Source organism: Microbacterium sp. 4R-513, assembly GCF_011046485.1.
Taxonomy (GTDB): Bacteria; Actinomycetota; Actinomycetes; order Actinomycetales; family Microbacteriaceae; genus Microbacterium.
Genome location: NZ_CP049256.1, coordinates 21,941 through 43,060, shown reverse-complemented (window position 1 = coordinate 43,060; position 21,120 = coordinate 21,941). Strand labels below are relative to the sequence as shown.

Genomic DNA, 21,120 nt, shown 5'->3' with positions numbered 1-21,120 from the left:
TGTGCCCGTGCGGTGCGTGCATTGACCACGGCAGCGCGGCTCTCCTCGCCCTCAGCGGGCGAGGGTGGACCGAAGGCCCACGATCGCCGCAGACGGCGCGTCCGGGCGACTGGGCCGGGACGGAAGCGGCTCAGACGGCGCGCAGGACCGCCACGACCTTGCCGAGGACGACGGCCTCGTCGCCGAGGATCGGCTCGAACGCCGAGTTGCGGGGGAGCAGCCAGGTGTGGCCGTCCCGCTGGCGGAACGCCTTCACGGTCGCCTCGCCGTCGAGCATGGCCGCGACGATGTCGCCGTTGTCGGCGGTCGCCTGCGAGCGCACGACGACCCAGTCGCCGTGGCAGATCGCGGCGTCGATCATCGACTCCCCGACGATCTTGAGCATGAAGAGGTCGCCCTTGCCGACGAGCTGGCGGGGGAGCGGGAAGATCTCCTCGATCTGCTGGTCCGCCGTGATCGGCACGCCGGCCGCAATGCGGCCGACGAGCGGCACGAGGGCGGCGTCGCCCACGGCGGGCGCGGTGTCGGCGGGGTTCTCGGCGGCGGCGCCCGGGAGGTCGATCAGCACCTCCATCGCGCGCGTCTTGCCCGCGTCGCGACGAAGGTAGCCGCTCAGCTCCAGCTGGTTGAGCTGGTGTGTGACGCTCGAGAGCGACTTGAGCCCCACGGCGTCGCCGATCTCGCGCATGCTCGGCGGGTAGCCGTGCCGGGCGATCGAGCGCTGGATGACCTCGAGGATCGCCAGCTGCTTGTCGCTCAGGCTCTTCCGTCGCCGGGTCTGAGGCCTGTCGCGGCCGCTCGCATCGCTCATCTCGCAGCTCCTGTCTCGCGCCGGGGAGGGCAGCGGTCTTCGAATGTCGGAGGCCCGTGGTGGGGTGTTTCTGTCGAAACCGTATCCGGTCGATGACGCGTTCGCGAGCAGCCAGCCCGCGTGTCGCGTTCGATGGTTGGAGCCGCCGAGACCTTCTTGACATCGGATTCTATCGAAGATAACTTCGGAACGCAGATTCGCATCCCGCCGCTCCCGGCCGAGTGGCGGATGCGAATCTCTTCTCCCAGGAGGACACAATGACCGCGATCAGCATCACGAGCCCCGCTCTGACGGCACCCGGCGCCGCGCCGACGCGCCTGCGCCTCACGGTGCGAGGTCGCCGCGTCCTCGCCCTCCTGGCCGCGCTGCCGGCGCTCGTCGCCCTCGCTGTCGCGGTCTTCCTCGGCGGTTCGTCGGCCCTCGCCGCCCGAGAGGGCGGCGCCCCGGCGGGCACCTTCGAGACGGTCACCGTCACAGCGGGCGACTCGCTGTGGTCGATCGCCCAGGAGGTCGCGCCGGGGGCAGACCCGCGCGACGTCGTCGACGCGATCGTCCGCCTCAACGCGCTCGACGGCGTGGCGGTGTCGTCCGGTCAGCGCCTGGCCATCCCGGCGGAGTACTCCGCCGGCTCCTGAGCCCGGTCCGACGCTCGCCTGCCGCCTACGATGGGAGGGGTGAGCAGCAGTCTCGACCAGCTTCCCCTCCGCGACGACCTGCGCGGCCTGACGCCCTACGGAGCGCCCCAGGCACCCCTTCCGGTGGCGCTCAACGTCAACGAGAACACGCATCCCGTTCCCCAGGAGGTGGCGGACGACATCCTGGATGCCGTCGCCCACGCCCTTCGCGACGTCAACCGGTACCCCGACCGCGAGTTCACCGATCTGCGCGACGGCTTCGCCGACTACCTCGGTCATGGGCTCACGCGCGAGCAGATCTGGGCGGCCAACGGCTCCAACGAGGTGCTGCAGCACGTGCTCCAGGCCTTCGCCGGTCCCGGCCGCACGGCCTTCGGGTTCGCCCCCACCTATTCCATGTACCCGCTCCTGACACGCGCGACCGGCGCGACGTGGATAGCCGGTGACCGTGGACACGACTTCGTCGTCGACGCCGAGAGCGCGGCATCCCAGGTCGCAGATGCCTCGCCGGACGTCGTGTTCCTGTGCGCGCCCAACAACCCGACCGGCACCCCGATGGGGCTCGACGTGATCGAGGCCGTCTACGAAGCGACCGACGGCGTCGTCATCGTCGATGAGGCGTACTTCGAGTTCGCGCCCCGCGATGAGCGCTCCGCCCTGACACTCCTCCCGGGGCGGGAGCGCCTCGTCGTCTCGCGGACCATGAGCAAGGCCTTCGCCTTCGCGGGCGCCCGCGTGGGGTACCTCGCCGCGGATCCGTCCTTCATCGACGCGCTCCGGCTCGTGCGGCTGCCGTATCACCTCAGCGCCCTCACGCAGGCGGCCGCGACGGCCGCGCTCCGGCACGCGCCGGTCATGCTGCGGATGGTCGACGAGATCGTGGCGCAGCGCGACCGGATGTCGGCGACGCTCGACGCCCTCGGCTACGAGCCGCACGAGTCCTGGACCAACTTCGTCCTCTTCGGCGGCGTGGACGACCCGGCGCGGACGTGGCAGGAGCTGTACGACCGCGGCATCCTCATCCGCGACGTCGGCATCCCGCACCACCTGCGGGTCACCGCCGGCACCGAGGCCGAGACGACCGCATTCCTCGACGCACTGGCCTCGATAGACTCGAACGCATGACCGCACGCACCGCGTCGCTCCGACGGGCGACGAGCGAGTCCAGCGTCGAGCTCGACCTCGATCTCGACGGCACGGGGCGCAGCCACATCGACACGACGGTGCCATTCTTCGACCACATGCTGACGGCGTTCGCGAAGCACTCGCTCACCGACCTCACGGTCCGCGCGTCGGGTGACACCGACATCGACGCCCACCACACGGCCGAAGACGTCGCCATCGTGCTCGGCCAGGCGATCCGTGAGGCGCTCGGCGACAAGGCCGGGATCTCGCGCTACGGCGACGCCCTCGTCCCGCTCGACGAGGCCCTCGCGCAGGCGGTCGTCGACATCTCGGGCCGCCCCTACCTCGTCCACTCGGGCGAGCCGGCGGGCTTCGAGCACCACCTGATCGGCGGCCACTTCACCGGATCGCTCGTCCGCCACACCTTCGAGGCCATCACGTTCAACGCGGGGCTCACGGTCCACGTGCGCGTGCTCGCCGGCCGCGACCCGCACCACATCGCCGAGGCCGAGTACAAGGCCTTCGCCCGTGCCTTCCGTCAGGCCAAGTCGCTCGATCCGCTGGTCGAAGGCATCCCGAGCACGAAGGGCGCCCTGTGACGCGACCCGTCGTCGCGGTGCTGGACTACGGTTCGGGCAACGTGCACTCCGCCGTCAAGGCGCTCGATGCGGCCGGCGCCGACGCCCGCCTGACGTCCGATCGCGCGCTGATCCTCGAAGCCGACGGCCTCGTCGTGCCCGGAGTGGGGGCCTTCCGTGCGGTCATGGACGCGCTGCGCGCGAGCCGGGGCCACGAGCTGATCGGCCGGCGCCTCGCCGGCGGCCGTCCGGTCCTCGGCATCTGCGTCGGCATGCAGGTGCTCTTCGAGCGCGGCGTCGAACGCGGGGTCGACACCGAGGGCATGGGGGAGTGGCCCGGCACCGTCACCGAGCTCGACGCGCCCGTGCTTCCGCACATGGGCTGGAACACGGTGGACGTCGGCGAGGGCAGCAGGCTCTTCCGCGGCATCGAGGACGAGCGCTTCTACTTCGTGCACTCCTTCGGCGCGCAGAAGTGGACGCTCGACGTGATCCCGCCGTTCCCCTCGCCGAGCCTCACGTGGTGCTCCTACGGGGCGACGCCGTTCCTCGCCGCTGTCGAGAACGGGCCCCTCTCGGCGACGCAGTTCCACCCCGAGAAGTCGGGGCGGGCGGGCATCCGGCTGCTGTCCAATTGGATCGACGGCCTGGGCGCCGCTAACCTCTGAACTCGTGCCTACCGCGGGGCCGACCCTGCGACCACGATCACGCACTGAGGATTCATGAACGATTTCGCCTCCCGGCCCGAACTGATCCTGCTGCCCGCCGTCGACGTCGCCGACGGCAAGGCCGTCCGCCTGACGCAGGGCGAGGCGGGCTCCGAGACGAACTACGGCGATCCCGTCGACGCCGCCGTCGAGTGGGCCAAGCAGGGCGCGCGGTGGATCCACCTCGTCGACCTCGACGCCGCGTTCGGCCGCGGAACGAACGCGCCGATCCTGCGCAAGGTCATCAAGCAGGTCAAGGGCGTGCAGGTCGAGCTCTCCGGCGGGATCCGGGATGACGCGAGCCTCGAGGCCGCGCTGGACTCCGGCGCAGCCCGGATCAACCTCGGGACGGCCGCCCTCGAGAACCCCGAATGGGCCGCCGATGTCATCGGCCGCTACGGCGACGTCATCGCGGTCGGTCTCGATGTCCGCGGCACGACGCTCGCCGCGCGCGGCTGGACCCGCGAGGGCGGCGACCTCTGGACGGTGCTCGACCGTCTCGAGGCGGCCGGGTGCAGCCGTTATGTCGTGACCGATGTCACGAAGGACGGGACGCTCCGCGGCCCCAACGTCGAGCTGCTCCGCGAGGTCACGAACCGCACGCCCAAGCCGGTCGTCGCGTCGGGCGGTATCTCGAGCCTCGACGACATCGCGGCGCTCCGCGACCTCGTCCCTCTCGGCGTCGAAGGCGCGATCGTGGGCAAGGCCCTGTACTCGGGCGCGTTCACCCTCGCCGAGGCGCTGGATGTCGCCGGAGACTGACCCCCTCGACGGCCAGGGCCACCGCGGCGATCGGGGTGACCACGGCGATCACGGGCATCACGGTGCCGACTCGGCCGGTGTGCCGTGGGAGGGCCGGAGCTTCCAGTCCAACCCTCATTCGGGTGACGACGGCTCGGCCGACCCACGCCTGCTCGCGGCGCTCCTCGCCTTCCACGAGGGCACCGGCGACCCTGTCGCGGTCGTCGAGGCCTACCGCACCGCGCGCCTCCTGATCCCCCTCGTCGCCGAGAAGGGCGACGAAGGGGTCGGCGCCCACGGCCTCGCGGTCGACAAGACGCAGGAGCTCTCCATCGTCACCGTCGCAGCACCCGACGGTCGTCGGGTGCTGCCGGTGTTCACGTCCGTCGACGCGCTCGCCAGATGGGATGCCGCGGCCCGCCCCGTGCCGGCGGACGGCGTCCGCACGGCTCTCGCGGCGGCGGACGACGACACCGACCTCATCGTCATCGACCCGACGTCGCCGACCGAGTTCGTGCTCCGCCGTCCGGCGCTCTGGGCCATCGCGCAAGGCACCCCGTGGGAGCCCAGCCACCGATCGCCCGAGGTCTTCGCCGGCCTCCAGGAGAGCATCGGCGGCGAGCTCGCCGTCCTCGACCTGTCGGTGGCCGCGGGCGACCCGTCGGGCCGCCTGCGCGGCCCGGAGCTCATCGTCCGCCTCGAGCTCATGCCCGGCCTCGACCAGGCGGAGCTCGACGCCGTGCTCTCCCGACTCGCGAAGCGCTGGGCAGCCGACGACCGCATCGCCGTCCTCGTCGATTCGCTCACGGTCAAGCTCGTCCGCGGCTGACCGGTTGCCGCTCCTTTCCCACCGGCCCCTTGCGACTCTCCGGCGCGAGGGCGGATGATCGGCTCGGCGACGGGGCCGGGGAGGCGCACGGATGAGCGACGACACGCGGGAGCACAACACGACGCACGTCTGGGCTCGGCATGACGCCGAGGCTCGCGACTCCGAGTCGGCGGCGGCCGAGTATCGCCGGCCGCTGCATCTCGCACACCGGCGCGCGATGGAGTGGCTCGCGTCCGTCGAGGAGCGTCCCATCCGGCCCGAGCTCGATGTCGACGGCATCCTGGGCCGCCTCCGCCAGGACCTGCCCGACGAGGGGGAGGACGCGGCATCCGTCGTCGAAGAGCTCGCGGAGGCGACCGAGCCCGGTCTCATGGCGATGGGATCGTCGCGCTTCTACGGTTTCGTCATCGGTGGTGCGTACCCCGCGGCGCTCGCCGCGGACTGGCTCGTCTCGGCGTGGGATCAGAACACCGGGTCCCGGCAGCCGACTCCGGCGACGGCCGCCGTTGAAGAGACCGCTGCCCGCTGGCTGGTCGACCTGCTGGGGCTGCCGCCGGGCAGCGGCGTCGGCTTCGCGACCGGTGCCACGAGCGCCAACCTCGCGTGCCTCCTGACCGCGCGGGACGCCGTCATCCGCGAGCGGGGCGTCGACCCCACCCTCGGGCTCCAGCACGCGCCGCCGGTGCGCTTCTTCGCCGGCGGCGCGGTGCACACCTCGGTCGTGCTGGGCGGACGGATGTCGGGGCTCGGAGGTCCCGTCACGGTCGGCGCCGACGACCAGGGCCGCATCGACGTCGCAGGACTCGAGCGGGCGCTCCACGAAGACGACGGGCCGGCGATCGTGGCGCTGCAAGCAGGTGACGTGCACTCGGGTGCCTTCGACGACTTCGCCGCAGCGATCGACGTCGCGCATCTCGCCGGCGCGTGGGTCCACGTCGACGGCGCCTTCGGGCTCTGGGCCGCGGCATCCCCTCGGCTCCGCCATCTGACGGCGGGGCTCGAACATGCCGACTCGTGGGCCACCGACGCGCACAAGACGCTCAACGTCCCCTACGACTGCGGAGTGGCGATCGTGCGCGACGAGGCCGCGATGGCGGCGGCGCTCGGCGCGCATGCCGCGTACCTCCCCGAGGTCGCGAGCATCCCCGATCCCTACGACCGGGTGCCCGAGCTGTCGCGCCGGGCGCGGGGGGTGCCGGTGTGGGCCGCGCTCCGCTCGCTCGGGCGGTCCGGCGTCGCCGGCCTCGTCGAAGGACTCGCGGATGCCGCGACCGCCCTGGCCGACGGCTTCCGGGGAATCCCGGGGCTCAGCGTCATCAACGAGGTCGTCTTCACGCAGGTGTGCCTCGCGGCGCCCACCGACGAACAGACCGCCGCGCTGGGGGAGTGGCTGCGCGCCGAAGGCACCGTATGGGCCTCGTCCTCGCGGTGGCAGGACCGCACGGTCGTGCGCTTCGCCGTGAGCAACCGCGGGACGGATGCCGAGGCCGTGCGCCGCACAGTCGACGCCGTCTCGCGTGGCGCGGCGGCGGTCGGGATCAGGTGACCGGGCCGGTCCACTTCTCGCCAGGGCCCTTGCCGATCGGGTCGGGGATGACCGAGGCCTCGCGGAACGCGAGCTGAAGCGACCTCAGGCCGTCGCGGAGCGACCGGGCGTGCATGTCGCTGATCTCGGGTGCGCCCGCGGTGATGAGGCCGGCGAGGGCGTTGATCAGCTTGCGCGCCTCGTCGAGATCTGTCTGGCTGGCAGGGTCGTCGGCGAGGCCGACCTTGACGGCCGCCGCGCTCATGAGGTGCACGGCAGTGGTCGTGATGACCTCGACGGCGGGGACGTCGGCGATGTCGCGGGTAGCGGATGCCGCGGCCCGCTCCTGGTCCTCCCAGCGGGAGAGGCGCTCGGCATCCGTGTCGTCTCCCGCGAAGCCCTGATCGCCCTGGTCGCCCTGAATCGTCTCCACGCCACTCTCTCTGCTAGACTATGGCGGGCTCCGGAGCGCTCTGCTCCGGAACGAAAGAGGATCACATCCCACCCGCGCTTGCCGCTCCAGGCTACCGGGTCCACGCACTCCGCCCCGTCCGCTTGCGTCGGGGTAGCCCGCGATGCGAAGCATGGCGGGAAAGGGTGAGAACGAAGCCGGCGCTCGAGCGTCGAGCGAGTGGCGTGAGTCTCTTCCGCCCGCGACGCACCCCGTGTCGCGGTGACCACCACCCGCACGAATGAGGAGTTCCGCATCAGCGATCCCCGCACCAATGAGCGCATCCGCGTGCCCGAGGTCCGACTCGTCGGTCCCAACGGCGAGCAGGTCGGCGTCGTCCGCATCGAGGTTGCGCAGCGTCTGGCCCAGGAGGCCGATCTCGACCTGGTCGAGGTCGCACCCAACTCGAAGCCGCCCGTCGTCAAGATCATGGACTACGGGAAGTTCAAGTACGAGGCCGCGCAGAAGGCCAAGGAGGCCCGTCGCAACCAGGCGAACACGGTCCTCAAGGAGGTCCGCTTCCGCTTGAAGATCGAGGCTCACGACTACTTGACCAAGCTCAAGCGTGCCGAGGGCTTTCTTCAGTCGGGTGACAAGGTCAAGGCCATGATCCTGTTCCGCGGTCGCGAGCAGTCGCGTCCCGAGCAGGGTGTCCGCCTTCTCCGCAAGTTCGCGGAGGACGTCGCGGAGTTCGGCACCGTCGAGTCGAACCCCACGATCGACGGCCGCAACATGACCATGGTGGTCGCACCGCACAAGAACAAGTCCGAGGTGAAGACCGAGCAGAACGCTCAGCGCGCCGCCAACAAGGAGGCGGCTCGCTCCGCCCGTACCGGCGCGCCCTCGGACGAGCCCGAGACGGGGGCGGCCGAGCCCGAAGCGGGATCGGCCCAGCCCGAGGCGGAAACCGCCGAATAGGGCCCCACAGACTCCCGCTCCGGCGGGACCGCAGCTCCCGCCTGGGCGGGATACACAACGAAGGAAGAAAGATGCCGAAGCAGAAGACCCACTCGGGTGCCAAGAAGCGTTTCAAGGTGACCGGCACCGGCAAGCTCAAGAAGCAGCAGGCGAACCTCCGCCACAACTTCGAGGGCAAGCCCACCAAGCGCACGCGCCGCCTGTCCGCGGACAAGATCCTCTCCCCGGGTGACGCCAAGGTCGCCAAGAAGCTCCTCGGCATCTGAGCGCCGACGCACGTTAGGAAGTAGAAGAAATGGCTAGAGTCAAGCGGGCCGTCAACGCCCACAAGAAGCGTCGTGTCATCCTCGAGCGCGCCTCGGGTTACCGTGGCCAGCGTTCGCGCCTGTACCGCAAGGCGAAGGAGCAGGTCACCCACTCGCTCGTCTACGCGTACCGCGACCGTCGCAAGCGCAAGGGCGACTTCCGTCGCCTGTGGATCCAGCGCATCAACGCTGCGAGCCGCCAGAACGGCATCACGTACAACCGCTTCATCCAGGGCCTCGGCCTCGCGGGCGTGCAGGTCGACCGTCGCATCCTCGCCGAGCTCGCCGTGAACGAGCCCGCCGTCTTCGCGTCGCTCGTCCAGACCGCCAAGGACGCTCTTCCCGAGAACGTCAACGCGCCGAAGTCCGCGTAAGCAGCGGCATCCGTCGTCCGAAGGGGCGTCCTCCACACGGAGGGCGCCCCTTCGTCGTGCTCGGGGCGTGCTCCGGGCGAGTGCCTGCCGAAACGGGATGCCCCGGCTCTATATGCTGATTCCGTGCTCGAGAACCCGCGTTCGCCGCGCGTGCGCGCCGTCGCCAAGCTCGTCAAGCGCAGCGCTCGGCAGGAGACCGGCCTCTTCCTGCTCGAGGGGCCGCAAGCCGCCAGAGAAGTGCTCGCGTACCGCCCCGACACGCTGGTCGAGGTCTTCGCCACGCCGACCGCGATGGAGAAGCACGGCGACATTCGCGACGCCGCGCGCGACGCCGGCATCGAGGTCGAGTTCACGACCGAGGCGGTCCTCGATGCGATGGCCGACACCGTGACGCCGCAGGGCATCGTGGCGGTCGCGCGGCAGTCGCCGACCTCGCTGCGCGACGTCTTCGCCGCGCAGCCCACGCTCGTCGCCATCTGCGAGGAGGTGCGCGACCCGGGCAATCTCGGCACCATCATCCGGGCTGCGGATGCCGCCGGCGCCGACGCCGTCGTCCTCACGGGCCGCACGGTCGACCCGTACAATCCCAAAGTCGTCCGCGCGACGACGGGGTCTCTCTTCCACCTCCCCGTCGCGGTGGGCATCGATCTCGCCTCGACGGTCGAGCGTGCGCACGCGGCCGGCCTGCGCGTCATCGCCGCCGACGTCGACGGGAAGGACTTCCTCTCGCATCGAGACCTGCTCGCGGAGCCGACGGCGTGGCTCTTCGGCAACGAGGCGCGCGGGCTCGACGAGGCATCCCTCGTGCATGCGGATCTCTCGCTGCGGCTGCCCATCTACGGGTCGGCTGAATCGCTCAACCTCGCCACCGCCGCCAGCGTCTGCCTGTACGAGAGCGCCTTCGCGCAGCGCGCAGTGAATGCGCAATGACGCCCTCCGGCTCTGTTACAGGTCGGTAAAGCTCGGGGCAACCACTGGCACAGCGTCATAGGTGACTCCTAGGGTGCCAATATGGCGACACTCGATGGCGATGCCCCGAAAACGTCGAACATCACTGTGCGCAGAGGCGACCCGCTCGTGGTCGTCTCCGACGTGCAGAAGCATTACGGCGACTTCCAGGCTCTGAAAGACATCGACCTCACGGTCAATCGCGGTGAGGTCGTCGTCGTGATCGGCCCCTCGGGCTCGGGCAAGTCGACGCTCTGCCGCACGATCAACCGACTCGAGACCATCACGAGCGGCACGATCAGCATCGACGGCAAGGAGCTTCCGAAAGAGGGGCGTGCCCTCGCGGAGCTGCGCGCCGACGTCGGCATGGTCTTCCAGTCCTTCAACCTCTTCGCCCACCTGACGATCCTCGACAACGTGACGCTCGGGCCGATCAAGGTCCGCAAGATGAAGAAGGCGGATGCCGAGCGCGAGGCGAAGGTCCTGCTCGACCGCGTCGGGGTCGGGCAGCAGGCGAACAAGCTCCCCGCACAGCTCTCCGGCGGTCAGCAGCAGCGTGTCGCGATCGCCCGCGCCCTCGCGATGAACCCGAAGGTCATGCTGTTCGACGAGCCGACGAGCGCCCTCGACCCCGAGATGATCAACGAGGTCCTCGACGTCATGGTGAACCTCGCGCAGGAGGGCATGACGATGATCGTCGTGACTCACGAGATGGGCTTCGCCCGCAAGGCGGCCGATCGTGTCGTCTTCATGGCCGACGGCCAGATCGTCGAGGAGACGACGCCCGAGCAGTTCTTCACGAACCCCCCAGTCGGCGCGCGCCAAGGACTTTCTCTCCAAGCTCCTGACGCACTGAAGCGGCAGGTGACCCCCGCACCGAAGGAAGGACCAGCGAGCAGCAACACAGCGATGCATCCGGACGGACCCGAACGTCGGATACGGAACCAGCACGAAACATGCGCAATCACGGAGGAGAACACCACATGCGAAAGTCACGGATCATCACGGCGCTCGGCCTCGCGGCCGCGGCGGCCCTCACTCTCACGGCCTGCAACAGCGGCACGCCGGGAGGCTCCCCGACGACCGAGTCGTCGGGCGACGCGGAGGAGAGCGGCACGTGGTTCACGGTCGCCGACAACGTGGATCTGGAGGGCAGCCCCACGTACGACGCGATCAAGGAGCGCGACAGCGTCAAGGTCGGAGTCAAGGAGGACCAGCCGGGTCTCGGCTACCTCGACCCGACGACGGGTGACCGCACGGGCTTCGACGTCGACATCGCCCGGTGGATCGCGGCATCCCTCGGCTACGACGAGGACAAGATCGAGTTCACGGCGATCCCGTCCGCGAACCGCGAGCAGGCGATCGTCAACGGCGACATCGACTACTACGTCGGCACGTACTCGATCACCGACAAGCGCAAGGAGCAGATCTCCTTCGCCGGGCCGTACTTCATCACAGGTCAGGGCCTGCTCGTCGCCGCCGACAACGACGACATCGCGGGGCCGGACGACCTCGCGGGCAAGAATGTCTGCTCGGCGACCGGCTCGACCTCGATCCAGCGGATCAAGGACGAGTACCCCGACGCCAAGACGACCGAGTTCGACACGTACTCGCAGTGCGTCGAGCAGCTCAAGAGCGGCCAGGTCGACGCGGTGACGACGGATGAGGCGATCCTCATCGGCTACGCCGCGCAGGACCCCGACAACCTCAAGGTCGTCGGCGACGTCTTCAGCGAGGAGCGCTACGGCGTGGGCATCGCGAAGGGCGACACCGCGCTGCAGGAGTTCATCAACAAGATGTTCACCGACGGCGGCGACATCTGGCAGGCGATCTTCGACAAGAACCTCGGCTCGGCCGGTGTGACGGGCGAGCAGCCGCAGCCCGACGACGCCGACAGCTGATCGATGAAGGTGGCGCCCGCCGCGGGCGGGCGCCACCTTCCTCACCCGATGGACACGTGAGGAGGCGGATGCCGCGGTGAATCAGATCATCGACTATCCCGACATATGGCTCGGGGCGCTGTGGGGCACGCTCGTGCTCTTCGTCGGGGGCGGTGTCATCGCTCTGATCCTCGGGGTCATCGTGGGCGCCATGCGCGTGTCGCCCGTCCCGATCGCCCGCACGGTCGGCGCCGTGTACGTGAACTGGATCCGCAACACGCCGCTCACCCTCGTGATGTTCTTCTTCGCGTTCTGCGTGCCGCTCCTGCTGCCCGGTCGCGCGAATTTCCTCGTTCTGGCGGTGTGGGCGCTCGGGATCTACACCGCGACCTACGTCGCCGAGACGATCCGGTCGGGCGTCAACACGGTCCCCGTCGGCCAGGCCGAGGCCGCTCGCGCGCTCGGCTTGACGTTCGGACAGGTGATGTCGCTCGTCGTGCTGCCGCAGGCGGCGCGCTCGGTCATCCCGCCGATGATGAGCGTGTTCATCGCGCTCCTCAAGAACACGACGGTCGCAGCGGGCTTCGCGGTCGTCAACCTCGGCAACATCCGTGCCGACATGAGCGAGAAGGGCGAGAACCAGCTCGTGACGATCCTGCTCGTGATGCTGATCTTCGTGATCATGGTGTTCCTGCTCGCGTGGGTTCAGCGCCTCTTCGAGCGGAAGTGGAGGATCGCACGATGAGCACGAGCTCCGTCCTCTACGACGTGCCGGGTCCGCGGGCCGTCGTCCGCAACCGCATCATCGGCGCGGTCACGATCCTGGTCGTCCTGGCGATCCTCGGATTCGTCATCTATCGCTTCTGGGTGACGGGTCAGTTCAGCGCCGAGAAGTGGTACGCCTTCACCTTCACGCGCATCTGGGAGCAGTTCGGTCTCGCGACACTGAGGACTCTGGCGGCCTTCGCCGTCGCGGCGGTGGGGTCGATCGTGCTGGGCTTCCTGCTCGCGATCGGACGGCTGTCGGATCACGCCTGGGTACGCGTGCCGGTCACGGCCGTCATCGAGGTCTTCCGAGCCATCCCCGTGCTCGTCTTCATGATCCTGCTGTACTACGGCCTCCCCGTCATCGGCATCAAGATGCCGTCGTACTGGGCGGTCGTCATCGCGCTCGTCGCCTACAACGGATCGGTGCTGGCGGAGGTCATCCGGGCGGGCGTCGAGTCGCTGCCACGGGGACAGCGCGAGGCCGGCTTCGCGATCGGGCTCCGCAAGTCGGGGGTCCTCCGGTTGATCCTCCTGCCGCAGGCGATCCGCGCGATGCTGCCGGTCATCATCTCGCAGCTCGTCGTGTGTTTGAAGGACACGGCGCTCGGGTTCATCATCACGTACCCCGAGCTGCTCTACTTCGCCCGCACGCTGGGCTCGAACGCCCCGCTGGGCTCGCCGCTCATCCCCGCGGCGCTCGTCGCCGGTGCGATCTACGTCGTGCTGTGTCTCGCGCTCTCGTACACGGCGTACGTCGTCGAGAAGCGTCTGCGCAGCTCCCCGCGGACCGTCGCGGTCGCCGGGGCGGGGATCGGACCGGGAATCGGCAACGCGCCGACGACCGACACGGAGCTCATCGCGGCTCAGCAGGAGCTCAACGTCATCGAACGCGACGCCGGGGGCTCGTAGCCCCGGCGTCCGGGAGGGGCATCCGCCCGCCGGTAGACTCGACCCTCGTGTCTGACGTACTCGAGATCACGCCCGAGGCGGTGGAAGACGCGGTCGCGGCGGCCCTGGCCGCGATCGCCGACGCCGCCACGACGGCCGACCTGAAGGCGGCCCGCAGCGCGCACAGCGCCGACGGCTCGCCGCTCGCGAAGCTCAACGCGCGTCTGCGCGATGTCGCCCCGGAGCGGAAGGCGGAGTTCGGCAAGCTCATCGGCCAGGCGCGGGGTCGTGTGAACCAGGCGCTCGCCGCCCGCGAGACCGAGGTCGCGGCGGCCGAGACGGCCGCACGGCTCGAAGCGGAGCGCGTGGACATCACGGCGCTCGCCCAGCGGGCGCGCGTGGGGGCGCGGCATCCCATCTCCCTCCTCCAGGAGGAGGTCGCCGACATCTTCGTCGGGATGGGCTGGGAGATCGCGGAGGGTCCCGAGCTCGAGCACGAGTGGTTCAACTTCGACGCCCTGAACTTCGACGAGGACCACCCTGCCCGCCAGATGCAGGACACGTTCTTCGTAGACCCTGTCGAGCGCCACCTCGTCATGCGCACGCACACCTCGCCCGTGCAGGTCCGGTCGATGCTCGAGCGCGACCTGCCGATCTACGTGCTGTGCCCGGGCCGTGTGTACCGGACCGATGAGTTCGACGCGACGCACCTGCCCGTCTTCACCCAGTTCGAGGGACTCGTGATCGACAAGGGCATCACGATGGCGCACCTCAAGGGCACGCTCGACCACGCCGCGCGCGTGCTCTTCGGCCCCGAGGCCAAGACCCGCTTCCGCGCCAACTACTTCCCCTTCACCGAGCCCTCCGCCGAGCTCGACCTGTGGCACCCGACCTTCAAGGGCGGCGCCCGCTGGATCGAGTGGGGCGGCTGCGGCATGGTCAACCCGAACGTCCTCCGTGCCGCCGGCATCGACCCGGAGGAGTACTCCGGCTTCGCGTTCGGCATGGGCATCGAGCGGACGCTGATGTTCCGCTCAGACGTGCAGGACATGCGCGACATGGCCGAGGGCGATGTCCGCTTCAGTGAGCAGTTCGGAATGGTGGTCTGATGCGCGTCCCGCTCTCCTGGCTGCGTGAGTACGTCGATGTCCCGACGGATGCCTCGGCGGACGACGTCCTCGCGGCGCTCGTGCGCGTCGGCTTCGAGGAGGAGGACGTCCACCGCTTCGACCTCCAGGGCCCGATCGTCGTGGGCGAGGTGCTCGAGTTCGTCGAGGAGCCGCAGTCCAACGGCAAGACGATCCGCTGGTGCCAGGTGCGGGTCGCTCCCGACGGCGAGCCCGCCGCCGACGGCGGCCCGGCCGTCCACGGGATCGTCTGCGGCGCGCGCAACTTCTTCCCCGGCGACAAGGTCGTCGTGACGCTTCCCGGCGCGGTGCTGCCAGGGCCGTTCCCCATCGCGGCGCGCAAGACCTACGGGCACGTCTCGGACGGCATGATCGCGTCAGCCAAGGAGCTCGGGCTCGGCGACGAGCACTCGGGCATCCTCCGCCTCGTCGAGCTCGGCATCGACGCTCCGGTGGGCACCGACGCCATCGCCCTCCTCGGGCTCGACGACGTCGCGGTCGACATCAACGTGACCCCCGACCGCGGGTATGCGCTGTCGCTGCGGGGCGTCGCCCGCGAGTACTCGCACGCGACCGGCGCGGCCTTCCGCGACCCGGGTCTGCGCGCGGACGCGGACGTCGATCTGGCAGACGACACGGCCTTCGCCGTCGCGGTCGACGACCGGGCGCCGATCCGCGGGCGCGACGGCGCGACGGAGTTCGTCGCACGGATCGTGCGTGACGTCGATCCCACCAAGCCCACGCCCGCCTGGATGGTCGCGCGCCTGACGCTCGCCGGCATCCGGTCCCTCGGCGTGCTCATCGACATCACGAACTACGTCATGCTCGAGCTCGGGCAGCCGATCCACGGCTACGACCTCGACAAGCTGCAGGGCGGGATCACCGTCCGTCGCGCGACGGCGGGCGAGAAGCTCGAGACGCTCGACGGCAAGGTCCGCACGCTGTCGCCTGAAGACCTGCTCATCACGGATGCCTCGGGCCCCATCGGCCTCGCCGGTGTCATGGGCGGCGGCACGACCGAGATGAGCGCCTCGACGCGCAACGTCCTGATCGAGGCCGCCACCTTCGACACCGTGTCGATCGCGCGCACGGCCCGTCGGCACAAGCTGCCGAGCGAGGCATCCCGTCGCTTCGAGCGGGGCGTCGACCCTGCCATACCGTTCGTCGCGGCGGCCCGTGTCGCCGAGCTCATGGTGCAGTACGCCGGCGGCACAGACACGCGCGCGGGCGGCGCGCTGGGGAGCACCTTCGAGATCCGCGGGATCGAGCTTCCCTTCGGCTTCGTGCAGGGACTGATCGGCGTGGATTACACGTCCGGTGAGATCGTGAGCGCACTAGAGACGATCGGATGCCGCGTCGACGAGTCTTCGGGCTCGTGGCAGGTCACGCCGCCGTCGTGGCGCCCGGACCTCACCGACAAGTGGACGCTCGCAGAGGAGGTCGCCCGCATCGAGGGTTACGACCGCATCCCGTCGGTGCTGCCGCTCCCGCCGTCGGGCCGCGGTCTGACGCCGGCCCAGCGCGGCCGCCGCCGCGTCGCGAACGCGCTGGCTGCCGCGGGCTTCGTCGAGACGCCGTCGTTCGGCTTCACGACCGAGGAGCTCAACGACCTCCACGGCTCTCCGTCCGGCGAGCACCTGCCGTCGATCAAGCTCGCGAACCCGCTCGACGGGCAGTCGCCGTTCCTCCGGCGATCGCTCGTGCCCGGCCTCCTGCAGGTCGCGCACCGCAACCTGTCTCGCGGCTTCACCGACCTCTCGCTCTTCGAGAGCGGCACGGTCTTCCTCCCTGAGCCGGGCGTTCGCTACGGCACGTCCTTCGTCCCGCCCCTCGCGGTGCGCCCGGATGCCGCGACCCTCGCCGAGCTCGACGCATCCATCCCGCCCCAGCACCGCCACATCGCCGTGCTCCTCACGGGCGGCGTCGTCGCCAAGCAGCCCGGCCAGGCGCCTGTCGCGGCCGACCTCTCGGACGCTCTCGACGCGGTGCGCGTCATCGCCGTCGCTGCGGGCGTGACGATCGACGTCGCACAGGGCGAGCGCGCGGCACTGCACCCCGGACGGACGGGCGTGCTGTCCGTCGGGGGCACCGAGGTCGGCTACGTCGGCGAGGTGCTGCCGGCGGTGGCCGAGGCATCCGATCTTCCCGGCCGCGTGTATGTCGCGGAGCTCGACCTCGATCTCATCCTCTCGCTCGCCGGCGAGAAGGTCGTCGCGGGGTCGCTCTCGACGTTCCCGGCTGCGACGCAGGACGTGTCGCTCGTGCTTCCCGCCGAGGTTCCGGCTGCCGCCGTGCGCGCCGCGCTGGTCGAGGGGGCGGGCGAGCTCCTCGAGTCCGCGCGTCTCGTCGACGACTACCGCGGTCAGGGTCTCGCCGACGGGTCGAAGAGCCTGACGTTCGCGCTCCGCTTCCGCGCCCCCGACCGCACGCTCACGGCGGCCGAGGCGACCGAGGCGAAGCTCGCCGGCGTCGCCGCCGCCGGGTCTCGTTTCGGCGCCACCCTCCGCGAGTAGCGCGCCTCCGTCTCGCCTCGCCGGTCCCTGAGCTTGTCGAAGGGTCGTCCGCCCTTTCCGGTCCCTGAGCGTGTCGAAGGGTCGTCCGCCCTTTCCGGTCCCTGAGCTTGTCGAAGGGTCGTCCGCCCTTTCCGGTCCCTGAGCTTGTCGAAGGGTCGCACGCCTTCCGCCTAGCTGTACCGGGTCAGTACGTTGGTGTCAGTCGGCTGATCGGGGGCTGACCTCCGAGGGCTGAGTGGCGTCGTCCAGTGTTGTAGTGCTCGAGCCAGGGATCAAGGGCCGCGGTGCGGGCATCGTTTGAGGCGAACGCTTGTCGGTAGGCCCACTCGGTTTGCAGCGTGCGATTGAACCTCTCGACCTTGCCGTTCTGCCAGGGGCAGTGAGGCTTGATGAACTTCTGTCGGATGTGGTGAGCCGCGCAGACCTCACGCAATGAGTACCGGTATGCCCAGGCGTTGTCGGTGATTAGCCGCTCGATACGAGCGATGCCATGCGCGGCGAAATATCCGACCGCGCGTTCCAGAAACGCGGCGCAGGTGGGTCCCTTCTCGTCGGGCAGAACTTCGGAGTAGGCCAGTCGGGAATGGTCATCGACGACCGAGTGGACGTAGTCGTAGCCGGTTCCGTGCCGGCGATCACGGTTATCTCCGACGCCGCGGCCGAGCGCCTTCCAGCCGCCGCCGCTGGGAATCCGCCCGAGCTTCTTCACGTCCATGTGGACCAGTTCGCCCGGCCGCTCACGCTCGTAACGGACCGCGGTGGTCTTGGACGCGCGGATCCGTTCCCCGGTCATCGGATCCAGATCGGCCAGCCGTGGCAGGCCCGCCCGGGCGATGATCCGCGACACCGTCCGGGCCGGCACCCCGGTGCGCGCGGCGAGCTCGTCACGACCGAGCCGCTCCTTCTTGCGCAGGATGACCACCGCCGCGGCCTTCGTATCTGGGGTGCGGTTCGCGATGTGGTGGGGCGCGAGGACCGGTCGTGCAACCCGGCCTCGCCCTCAGCCCGGTAGCGGTCGATCCACCGCTTCACACAACGGCGGGACACGCCCATCGCAGCGGCGATATGCGCTTGCTTCCACCCATCGCGGGCACGTTCAACGATCAACAGCCTGCCCCGCACGGTCAGGCGGGCATTAGCGTGGGACATCGAGGACCTCCGGTCAGTAGAGACTTCAGACATCTCCACTAAGCCCGGAGGTCCTCACCGTTCACAAGAGCACCGAAGCCACCAACCTCATGGCCAGGTACACCTAGCCGGTCCCTGAGCTTGTCGAAGGGTCGCACCCCTTTCCGTTCCCTGAACGTTTCGAAGGGTCGTCCGCCCTTCCCGGTCCCTGAGCGTGTCGAAGGGTCGTCCGCCCTTCCCGGTCCCTGAGCTTGTCGAAGGGTCGCACGCCTTCCGCCTTCCCGGTCCCTGAGCTTGTCGAAGGGTCGAACACCGGACGCCTCAGCCCGCCGCTCCTCCCCATCCCGCGGCCGCGAGAATCACTGCCTCCATCGGTCGCCGGGCCGTCTCCCATCCGCATCGGTGGGCAACTCTCGTCGGATGGCGAGTGTCTACATCCTTCGATGCAGTGATGGCAGCTATTACTTCGGTTCCACGGATAAAGAACTCGAAGCCCGCGTGTGGGAGCACAACAACGACGAAGACATGTCTGCCCGCTACACGATCAAGCGCCGCCCCGTCGTGCTCGTGTACTCCGAGCAGTTCGACCGCATCCAAGACGCATTCGTGCGTGAGCGGCAGCTCCACGGGTGGAGCCGGGCGAAGAAGGAGGCGCTGATGGACGGGCGGATCGACGACCTTCGCGGTCTTTCTCGTTCGCGGGGTGATGCGTCGGTGCGGAGGCGACACTCGTAGGTCCAGCGTTCGACCCCTCGACAAGCTCGGGGACCGGAAGCGAGGAAGCGTTCGACCCCTCGACAAGCTCGGGGACCGGAAGCGAGGAAGCGTGCGACCCCTCGACAAGCTCGGGGACCGGAAGCGAGGAAGCGTGCGACCCCTCGACAAGCTCGGGGACCGGGGTCGGGGGAGGCGCACGGGGCCTCGACAGGCTCGGGAACCGCCGCCTCCGTCTCGTCCCCGGGCGCGCGCGGCGGGCGTAGGTTGGGAACCCCGAGCGGAGGAGAGCCGTGTCAGAGTCGATCGAGCTGAGAGCACCCGACGGCACCGAGTTCGAGGTGTATGTCGCCAGACCCGAGGGGACGCCGCTCGGCGGGCTCGTCGTGATCCACGAGATCTGGGGCCTCGTCGACCACATCCGCGACGTCGCCGACCGGTTCGCCGGTGAGGGCTGGCTCGTCGCGGCTCCCGACATCCTCAGCAAGGCCGGCGTAGGTCCGGAGCTCGGCTCGGAGCTCTTCGACCTCGTCAACAGCCCCGACGAGGCGGTGCGCACCGCTGCGCAGCCGCGCCTGCGCGACGCGATGTCCGAGATGCGCGCCCCGGGATACGCCGGGTGGGCGATCCCGGCCCTGCGCACGGTCGTCGACTGGCTCGAGCATCAGCCCGATGTCGACGGCCGCGTGGCCGTCACGGGCTTCTGCTTCGGCGGCACCTATGCCTTCGCGCTCGCCGCGTCCGACGAGCGTCTCCTCGCCGCCGTTCCGTTCTACGGCACGGCCCCGAGCCCCGACCGGATCGCGCAGATCAAGGCATCCGTCCTCGCCCTCTACGGCGAGCAGGATCCGACGCTCATGGATGCGCTGCCCGGCGTGCGCCAGGCGATGGCCGACGCGGGCGTCGACTTCGAAGCGGTCGTCTACCCCGGCGCCCAGCACGCGTTCTTCAACGACACGGGCAGCCGCTACAGCCCCGCGCACGCGATGGAAGCCTGGGCTCGGGTGCTCGCCTTCCTCGACGACAAGGTGGTGAACGAGTGACCTCGGTCCTCATCCTCGGCGGCACGGGCTGGCTGAGCGGCCACGTCGCGCGCGGATGGCTCGCCGAGGGCGCCGACGTCACGTGCCTCGCCCGGGGTGGACGCCCCGCCCCCGCGGGTGCGACGCTCGTCGAGGCCGACCGCGCCGAAGCCCACGCCTACCGCGATGTCGCCGGCCAGGACTGGGACGAGGTCGTCGACATCTCGTCCGACGCCGGGTTCGTGGCATCCGCTGTCGCGGCGCTCGCCGATCGCGCCGCACACTGGACCTACGTTTCGACCCTCTCCGTCTATGCCGACAGCGACGTCGAGGGTGCGGACGAGTCCGCGCCCCTGCTCGCGCCCGCGGAAGCAGGTGATGACTACGACTACGGCCGCGCGAAGGTCGCGGCCGAGGCATCCGTCCGCGCAGCGCTCTCGGACCGCGCCGCGATCGTTCGACCGGGACTCATCGTCGGCCCCGGTGACCCCTCCGACCGGTTCGGATACTGGGTCGCACGATTCGCCGCGGCAGGCGACGGACCCGTGCTCACGCCGCAGACGCAGGGGAGCAGCGCGCAGATCATCGACGTCCGCGATCTCGCCGCGTTCCTCGTCGAGGTGGGCGAGAAGCGCTGGACGGGCGTCGCGAACGCCATCGGCGACCCGATCCCCTTCGCCGACCTCCTCGAAGAGGCGCGCCGGGCGGCGGGTCACACCGGCGTCCTCATGGCCGCCGACGACGACTGGCTTCAGTCGCACGACGTGCAGTACTGGATGGGCCCGCGGTCGCTCCCCCTCTGGCTCCCCGCCGACATGCGCGGCTTCTCGACGCGCAGGAACGACATCTACCGCAGCGCGGGCGGACGCTTCCGCCCCCTCGCCGACACACTCCGTGACACCCTCGCCGACGAGCGCGAGCGCGGCCTCGACCGCGAGCGCCGATCGGGCCTCACTCGAGAGGAGGAGCAGGCGCTCCTCGCCGAACTCGCATGACGCCCGATTTGCGGATGCCTCGGCCCGGCCGCTATCGTCGCGGCATGCCTTCGGCAGCCCCGGGTCTCCAGACGCTCGTTCCGAGCGTCGTTCCCGCGCGCCGACGTCAGGGCGGACGCCGACTCTAGGCGACCCCGC

Annotated in this window: 21 protein-coding genes and 2 pseudogenes; 20 read left to right on the top strand and 3 right to left on the bottom strand. The window is 69.9% G+C overall.

Annotated features, from left to right (window positions below):
* Nucleotides 1-130 precede the first annotated feature (130 nt).
* Nucleotides 131-811: a transcriptional repressor LexA gene (lexA, locus tag G5T42_RS00205; protein ID WP_165123862.1), complete on the bottom strand. Its 681-nt coding sequence runs from the start codon at nt 809-811 to the stop codon at nt 131-133.
* A gap of 257 nt (nt 812-1,068) precedes the next feature.
* On the opposite strand from lexA, the gene G5T42_RS00200 reads away from it, so the two are divergent.
* The 7 genes from G5T42_RS00200 (at nt 1,069) to G5T42_RS00170 (ending at nt 6,972) form a co-directional block, all read left to right on the top strand.
* Nucleotides 1,069-1,446 carry a LysM peptidoglycan-binding domain-containing protein gene (locus G5T42_RS00200; RefSeq protein ID WP_165123859.1) on the top strand — a complete coding sequence of 126 codons (378 nt, stop codon included), beginning with the start codon at nt 1,069-1,071 and terminating at the stop codon, nt 1,444-1,446.
* A 39-nt stretch (nt 1,447-1,485) separates the two neighbouring features.
* Nucleotides 1,486-2,571 carry a histidinol-phosphate transaminase gene (locus G5T42_RS00195; RefSeq protein WP_241245892.1) on the top strand — a complete coding sequence of 362 codons (1,086 nt, stop codon included), beginning with the start codon at nt 1,486-1,488 and terminating at the stop codon, nt 2,569-2,571.
* Nucleotides 2,568-3,170: an imidazoleglycerol-phosphate dehydratase HisB gene (gene hisB / locus G5T42_RS00190; protein WP_165123853.1), complete on the top strand. Its 603-nt coding sequence runs from the start codon at nt 2,568-2,570 to the stop codon at nt 3,168-3,170. Before G5T42_RS00195 ends, hisB begins: the two co-directional genes overlap by 4 nt.
* Nucleotides 3,167-3,817 (top strand): imidazole glycerol phosphate synthase subunit HisH, encoded by a 651-nt coding sequence (gene hisH / locus G5T42_RS00185; RefSeq protein ID WP_165123850.1) that lies wholly within the window; start codon nt 3,167-3,169, stop codon nt 3,815-3,817. The genes hisB and hisH overlap by 4 nt, the downstream gene beginning before the upstream one ends.
* Before the next feature lie 54 nt (nt 3,818-3,871).
* Nucleotides 3,872-4,618: a bifunctional 1-(5-phosphoribosyl)-5-((5-phosphoribosylamino)methylideneamino)imidazole-4-carboxamide isomerase/phosphoribosylanthranilate isomerase PriA gene (gene priA, locus G5T42_RS00180; protein WP_165123847.1), complete on the top strand. Its 747-nt coding sequence runs from the start codon at nt 3,872-3,874 to the stop codon at nt 4,616-4,618.
* Nucleotides 4,602-5,426 carry an SseB family protein gene (locus tag G5T42_RS00175; RefSeq protein ID WP_165123844.1) on the top strand — a complete coding sequence of 275 codons (825 nt, stop codon included), beginning with the start codon at nt 4,602-4,604 and terminating at the stop codon, nt 5,424-5,426. Before priA ends, G5T42_RS00175 begins: the two co-directional genes overlap by 17 nt.
* Before the next feature lie 91 nt (nt 5,427-5,517).
* Nucleotides 5,518-6,972, top strand: coding sequence for a pyridoxal-dependent decarboxylase (locus tag G5T42_RS00170; protein WP_206535677.1), 1,455 nt, complete (start codon nt 5,518-5,520; stop codon nt 6,970-6,972).
* On the opposite strand, the gene G5T42_RS00165 is transcribed toward G5T42_RS00170, so the two are convergent.
* Entirely contained in the window at nt 6,965-7,384 is a 420-nt protein-coding gene (locus tag G5T42_RS00165; protein ID WP_206535676.1) for a DUF1844 domain-containing protein, read from the bottom strand. The genes G5T42_RS00170 and G5T42_RS00165 overlap by 8 nt on opposite strands.
* 240 nt (nt 7,385-7,624) lie before the next feature.
* Here G5T42_RS00165 and infC point away from each other — a divergent pair, with 240 nt between their 5' ends.
* The 10 genes and pseudogenes from infC (at nt 7,625) to pheT (ending at nt 17,123) form a co-directional block, all read left to right on the top strand.
* Nucleotides 7,625-8,320 (top strand): translation initiation factor IF-3, encoded by a 696-nt coding sequence (gene infC, locus G5T42_RS00160; protein ID WP_165123842.1) that lies wholly within the window; start codon nt 7,625-7,627, stop codon nt 8,318-8,320.
* Between the two features lie 71 nt (nt 8,321-8,391).
* The gene (gene rpmI / locus G5T42_RS00155) at nt 8,392-8,586 is read left to right on the top strand and encodes a 50S ribosomal protein L35 (protein ID WP_133545519.1); all 195 of its coding nucleotides are present in this window, start codon (nt 8,392-8,394) and stop codon (nt 8,584-8,586) included.
* 29 nt (nt 8,587-8,615) lie between these two features.
* Nucleotides 8,616-8,999, top strand: coding sequence for a 50S ribosomal protein L20 (gene rplT, locus G5T42_RS00150; protein WP_165123839.1), 384 nt, complete (start codon nt 8,616-8,618; stop codon nt 8,997-8,999).
* Nucleotides 9,000-9,122: 123 nt separating this feature from the next.
* Complete coding sequence (locus tag G5T42_RS00145; RefSeq protein WP_165123836.1) at nt 9,123-9,929, top strand: RNA methyltransferase; 807 nt, start codon at nt 9,123-9,125, stop codon at nt 9,927-9,929.
* A gap of 81 nt (nt 9,930-10,010) precedes the next feature.
* Nucleotides 10,011-10,803 (top strand): annotated as a pseudogene (locus G5T42_RS00140) (amino acid ABC transporter ATP-binding protein).
* Nucleotides 10,804-10,930: 127 nt separating this feature from the next.
* Entirely contained in the window at nt 10,931-11,848 is a 918-nt protein-coding gene (locus G5T42_RS00135) for a glutamate ABC transporter substrate-binding protein (protein WP_165123833.1), read from the top strand.
* 76 nt (nt 11,849-11,924) lie between these two features.
* On the top strand, nt 11,925-12,572 hold the full coding sequence (locus tag G5T42_RS00130) for an amino acid ABC transporter permease (RefSeq protein ID WP_165123830.1): 648 nt from the start codon (nt 11,925-11,927) through the stop codon (nt 12,570-12,572).
* Nucleotides 12,569-13,504 carry an amino acid ABC transporter permease gene (locus tag G5T42_RS00125; protein ID WP_165123827.1) on the top strand — a complete coding sequence of 312 codons (936 nt, stop codon included), beginning with the start codon at nt 12,569-12,571 and terminating at the stop codon, nt 13,502-13,504. Before G5T42_RS00130 ends, G5T42_RS00125 begins: the two co-directional genes overlap by 4 nt.
* 47 nt (nt 13,505-13,551) lie before the next feature.
* Nucleotides 13,552-14,592: a phenylalanine--tRNA ligase subunit alpha gene (pheS, locus tag G5T42_RS00120; RefSeq protein WP_165123824.1), complete on the top strand. Its 1,041-nt coding sequence runs from the start codon at nt 13,552-13,554 to the stop codon at nt 14,590-14,592.
* The gene (pheT, locus tag G5T42_RS00115; protein ID WP_165123821.1) at nt 14,592-17,123 is read left to right on the top strand and encodes a phenylalanine--tRNA ligase subunit beta; all 2,532 of its coding nucleotides are present in this window, start codon (nt 14,592-14,594) and stop codon (nt 17,121-17,123) included. Before pheS ends, pheT begins: the two co-directional genes overlap by 1 nt.
* A gap of 184 nt (nt 17,124-17,307) precedes the next feature.
* Here pheT and G5T42_RS00110 read toward each other — a convergent pair.
* A pseudogene (locus G5T42_RS00110) lies at nt 17,308-18,272 on the bottom strand (IS481 family transposase).
* Between the two features lie 399 nt (nt 18,273-18,671).
* Between G5T42_RS00110 and G5T42_RS00105 the strand changes: the two are divergent.
* From G5T42_RS00105 to G5T42_RS00095, 3 genes are all read left to right on the top strand, one after another.
* Nucleotides 18,672-18,986 carry a GIY-YIG nuclease family protein gene (locus G5T42_RS00105; protein ID WP_165123818.1) on the top strand — a complete coding sequence of 105 codons (315 nt, stop codon included), beginning with the start codon at nt 18,672-18,674 and terminating at the stop codon, nt 18,984-18,986.
* A gap of 272 nt (nt 18,987-19,258) precedes the next feature.
* Nucleotides 19,259-20,008, top strand: coding sequence for a dienelactone hydrolase family protein (locus tag G5T42_RS00100; protein ID WP_241245891.1), 750 nt, complete (start codon nt 19,259-19,261; stop codon nt 20,006-20,008).
* The gene (locus tag G5T42_RS00095; RefSeq protein ID WP_165123815.1) at nt 20,005-20,982 is read left to right on the top strand and encodes an NAD-dependent epimerase/dehydratase family protein; all 978 of its coding nucleotides are present in this window, start codon (nt 20,005-20,007) and stop codon (nt 20,980-20,982) included. The genes G5T42_RS00100 and G5T42_RS00095 overlap by 4 nt, the downstream gene beginning before the upstream one ends.
* The last annotated feature ends 138 nt before the right edge of the window (nt 20,983-21,120 follow it).

Coding starts and splice junctions, on each gene's coding strand:
- lexA (WP_165123862.1), bottom strand. CDS start 811: ATGAGCGATGCGAGCGGCCGCGACAGGCCTCAGACCCGGCGACGGAAG.
- G5T42_RS00200 (WP_165123859.1), top strand. CDS start 1,069: ATGACCGCGATCAGCATCACGAGCCCCGCTCTGACGGCACCCGGCGCC.
- hisB (WP_165123853.1), top strand. CDS start 2,568: ATGACCGCACGCACCGCGTCGCTCCGACGGGCGACGAGCGAGTCCAGC.
- priA (WP_165123847.1), top strand. CDS start 3,872: ATGAACGATTTCGCCTCCCGGCCCGAACTGATCCTGCTGCCCGCCGTC.
- G5T42_RS00175 (WP_165123844.1), top strand. CDS start 4,602: ATGTCGCCGGAGACTGACCCCCTCGACGGCCAGGGCCACCGCGGCGAT.
- G5T42_RS00170 (WP_206535677.1), top strand. CDS start 5,518: ATGAGCGACGACACGCGGGAGCACAACACGACGCACGTCTGGGCTCGG.
- rpmI (WP_133545519.1), top strand. CDS start 8,392: ATGCCGAAGCAGAAGACCCACTCGGGTGCCAAGAAGCGTTTCAAGGTG.
- rplT (WP_165123839.1), top strand. CDS start 8,616: ATGGCTAGAGTCAAGCGGGCCGTCAACGCCCACAAGAAGCGTCGTGTC.
- G5T42_RS00135 (WP_165123833.1), top strand. CDS start 10,931: ATGCGAAAGTCACGGATCATCACGGCGCTCGGCCTCGCGGCCGCGGCG.
- G5T42_RS00125 (WP_165123827.1), top strand. CDS start 12,569: ATGAGCACGAGCTCCGTCCTCTACGACGTGCCGGGTCCGCGGGCCGTC.
- pheT (WP_165123821.1), top strand. CDS start 14,592: ATGCGCGTCCCGCTCTCCTGGCTGCGTGAGTACGTCGATGTCCCGACG.
- G5T42_RS00105 (WP_165123818.1), top strand. CDS start 18,672: ATGGCGAGTGTCTACATCCTTCGATGCAGTGATGGCAGCTATTACTTC.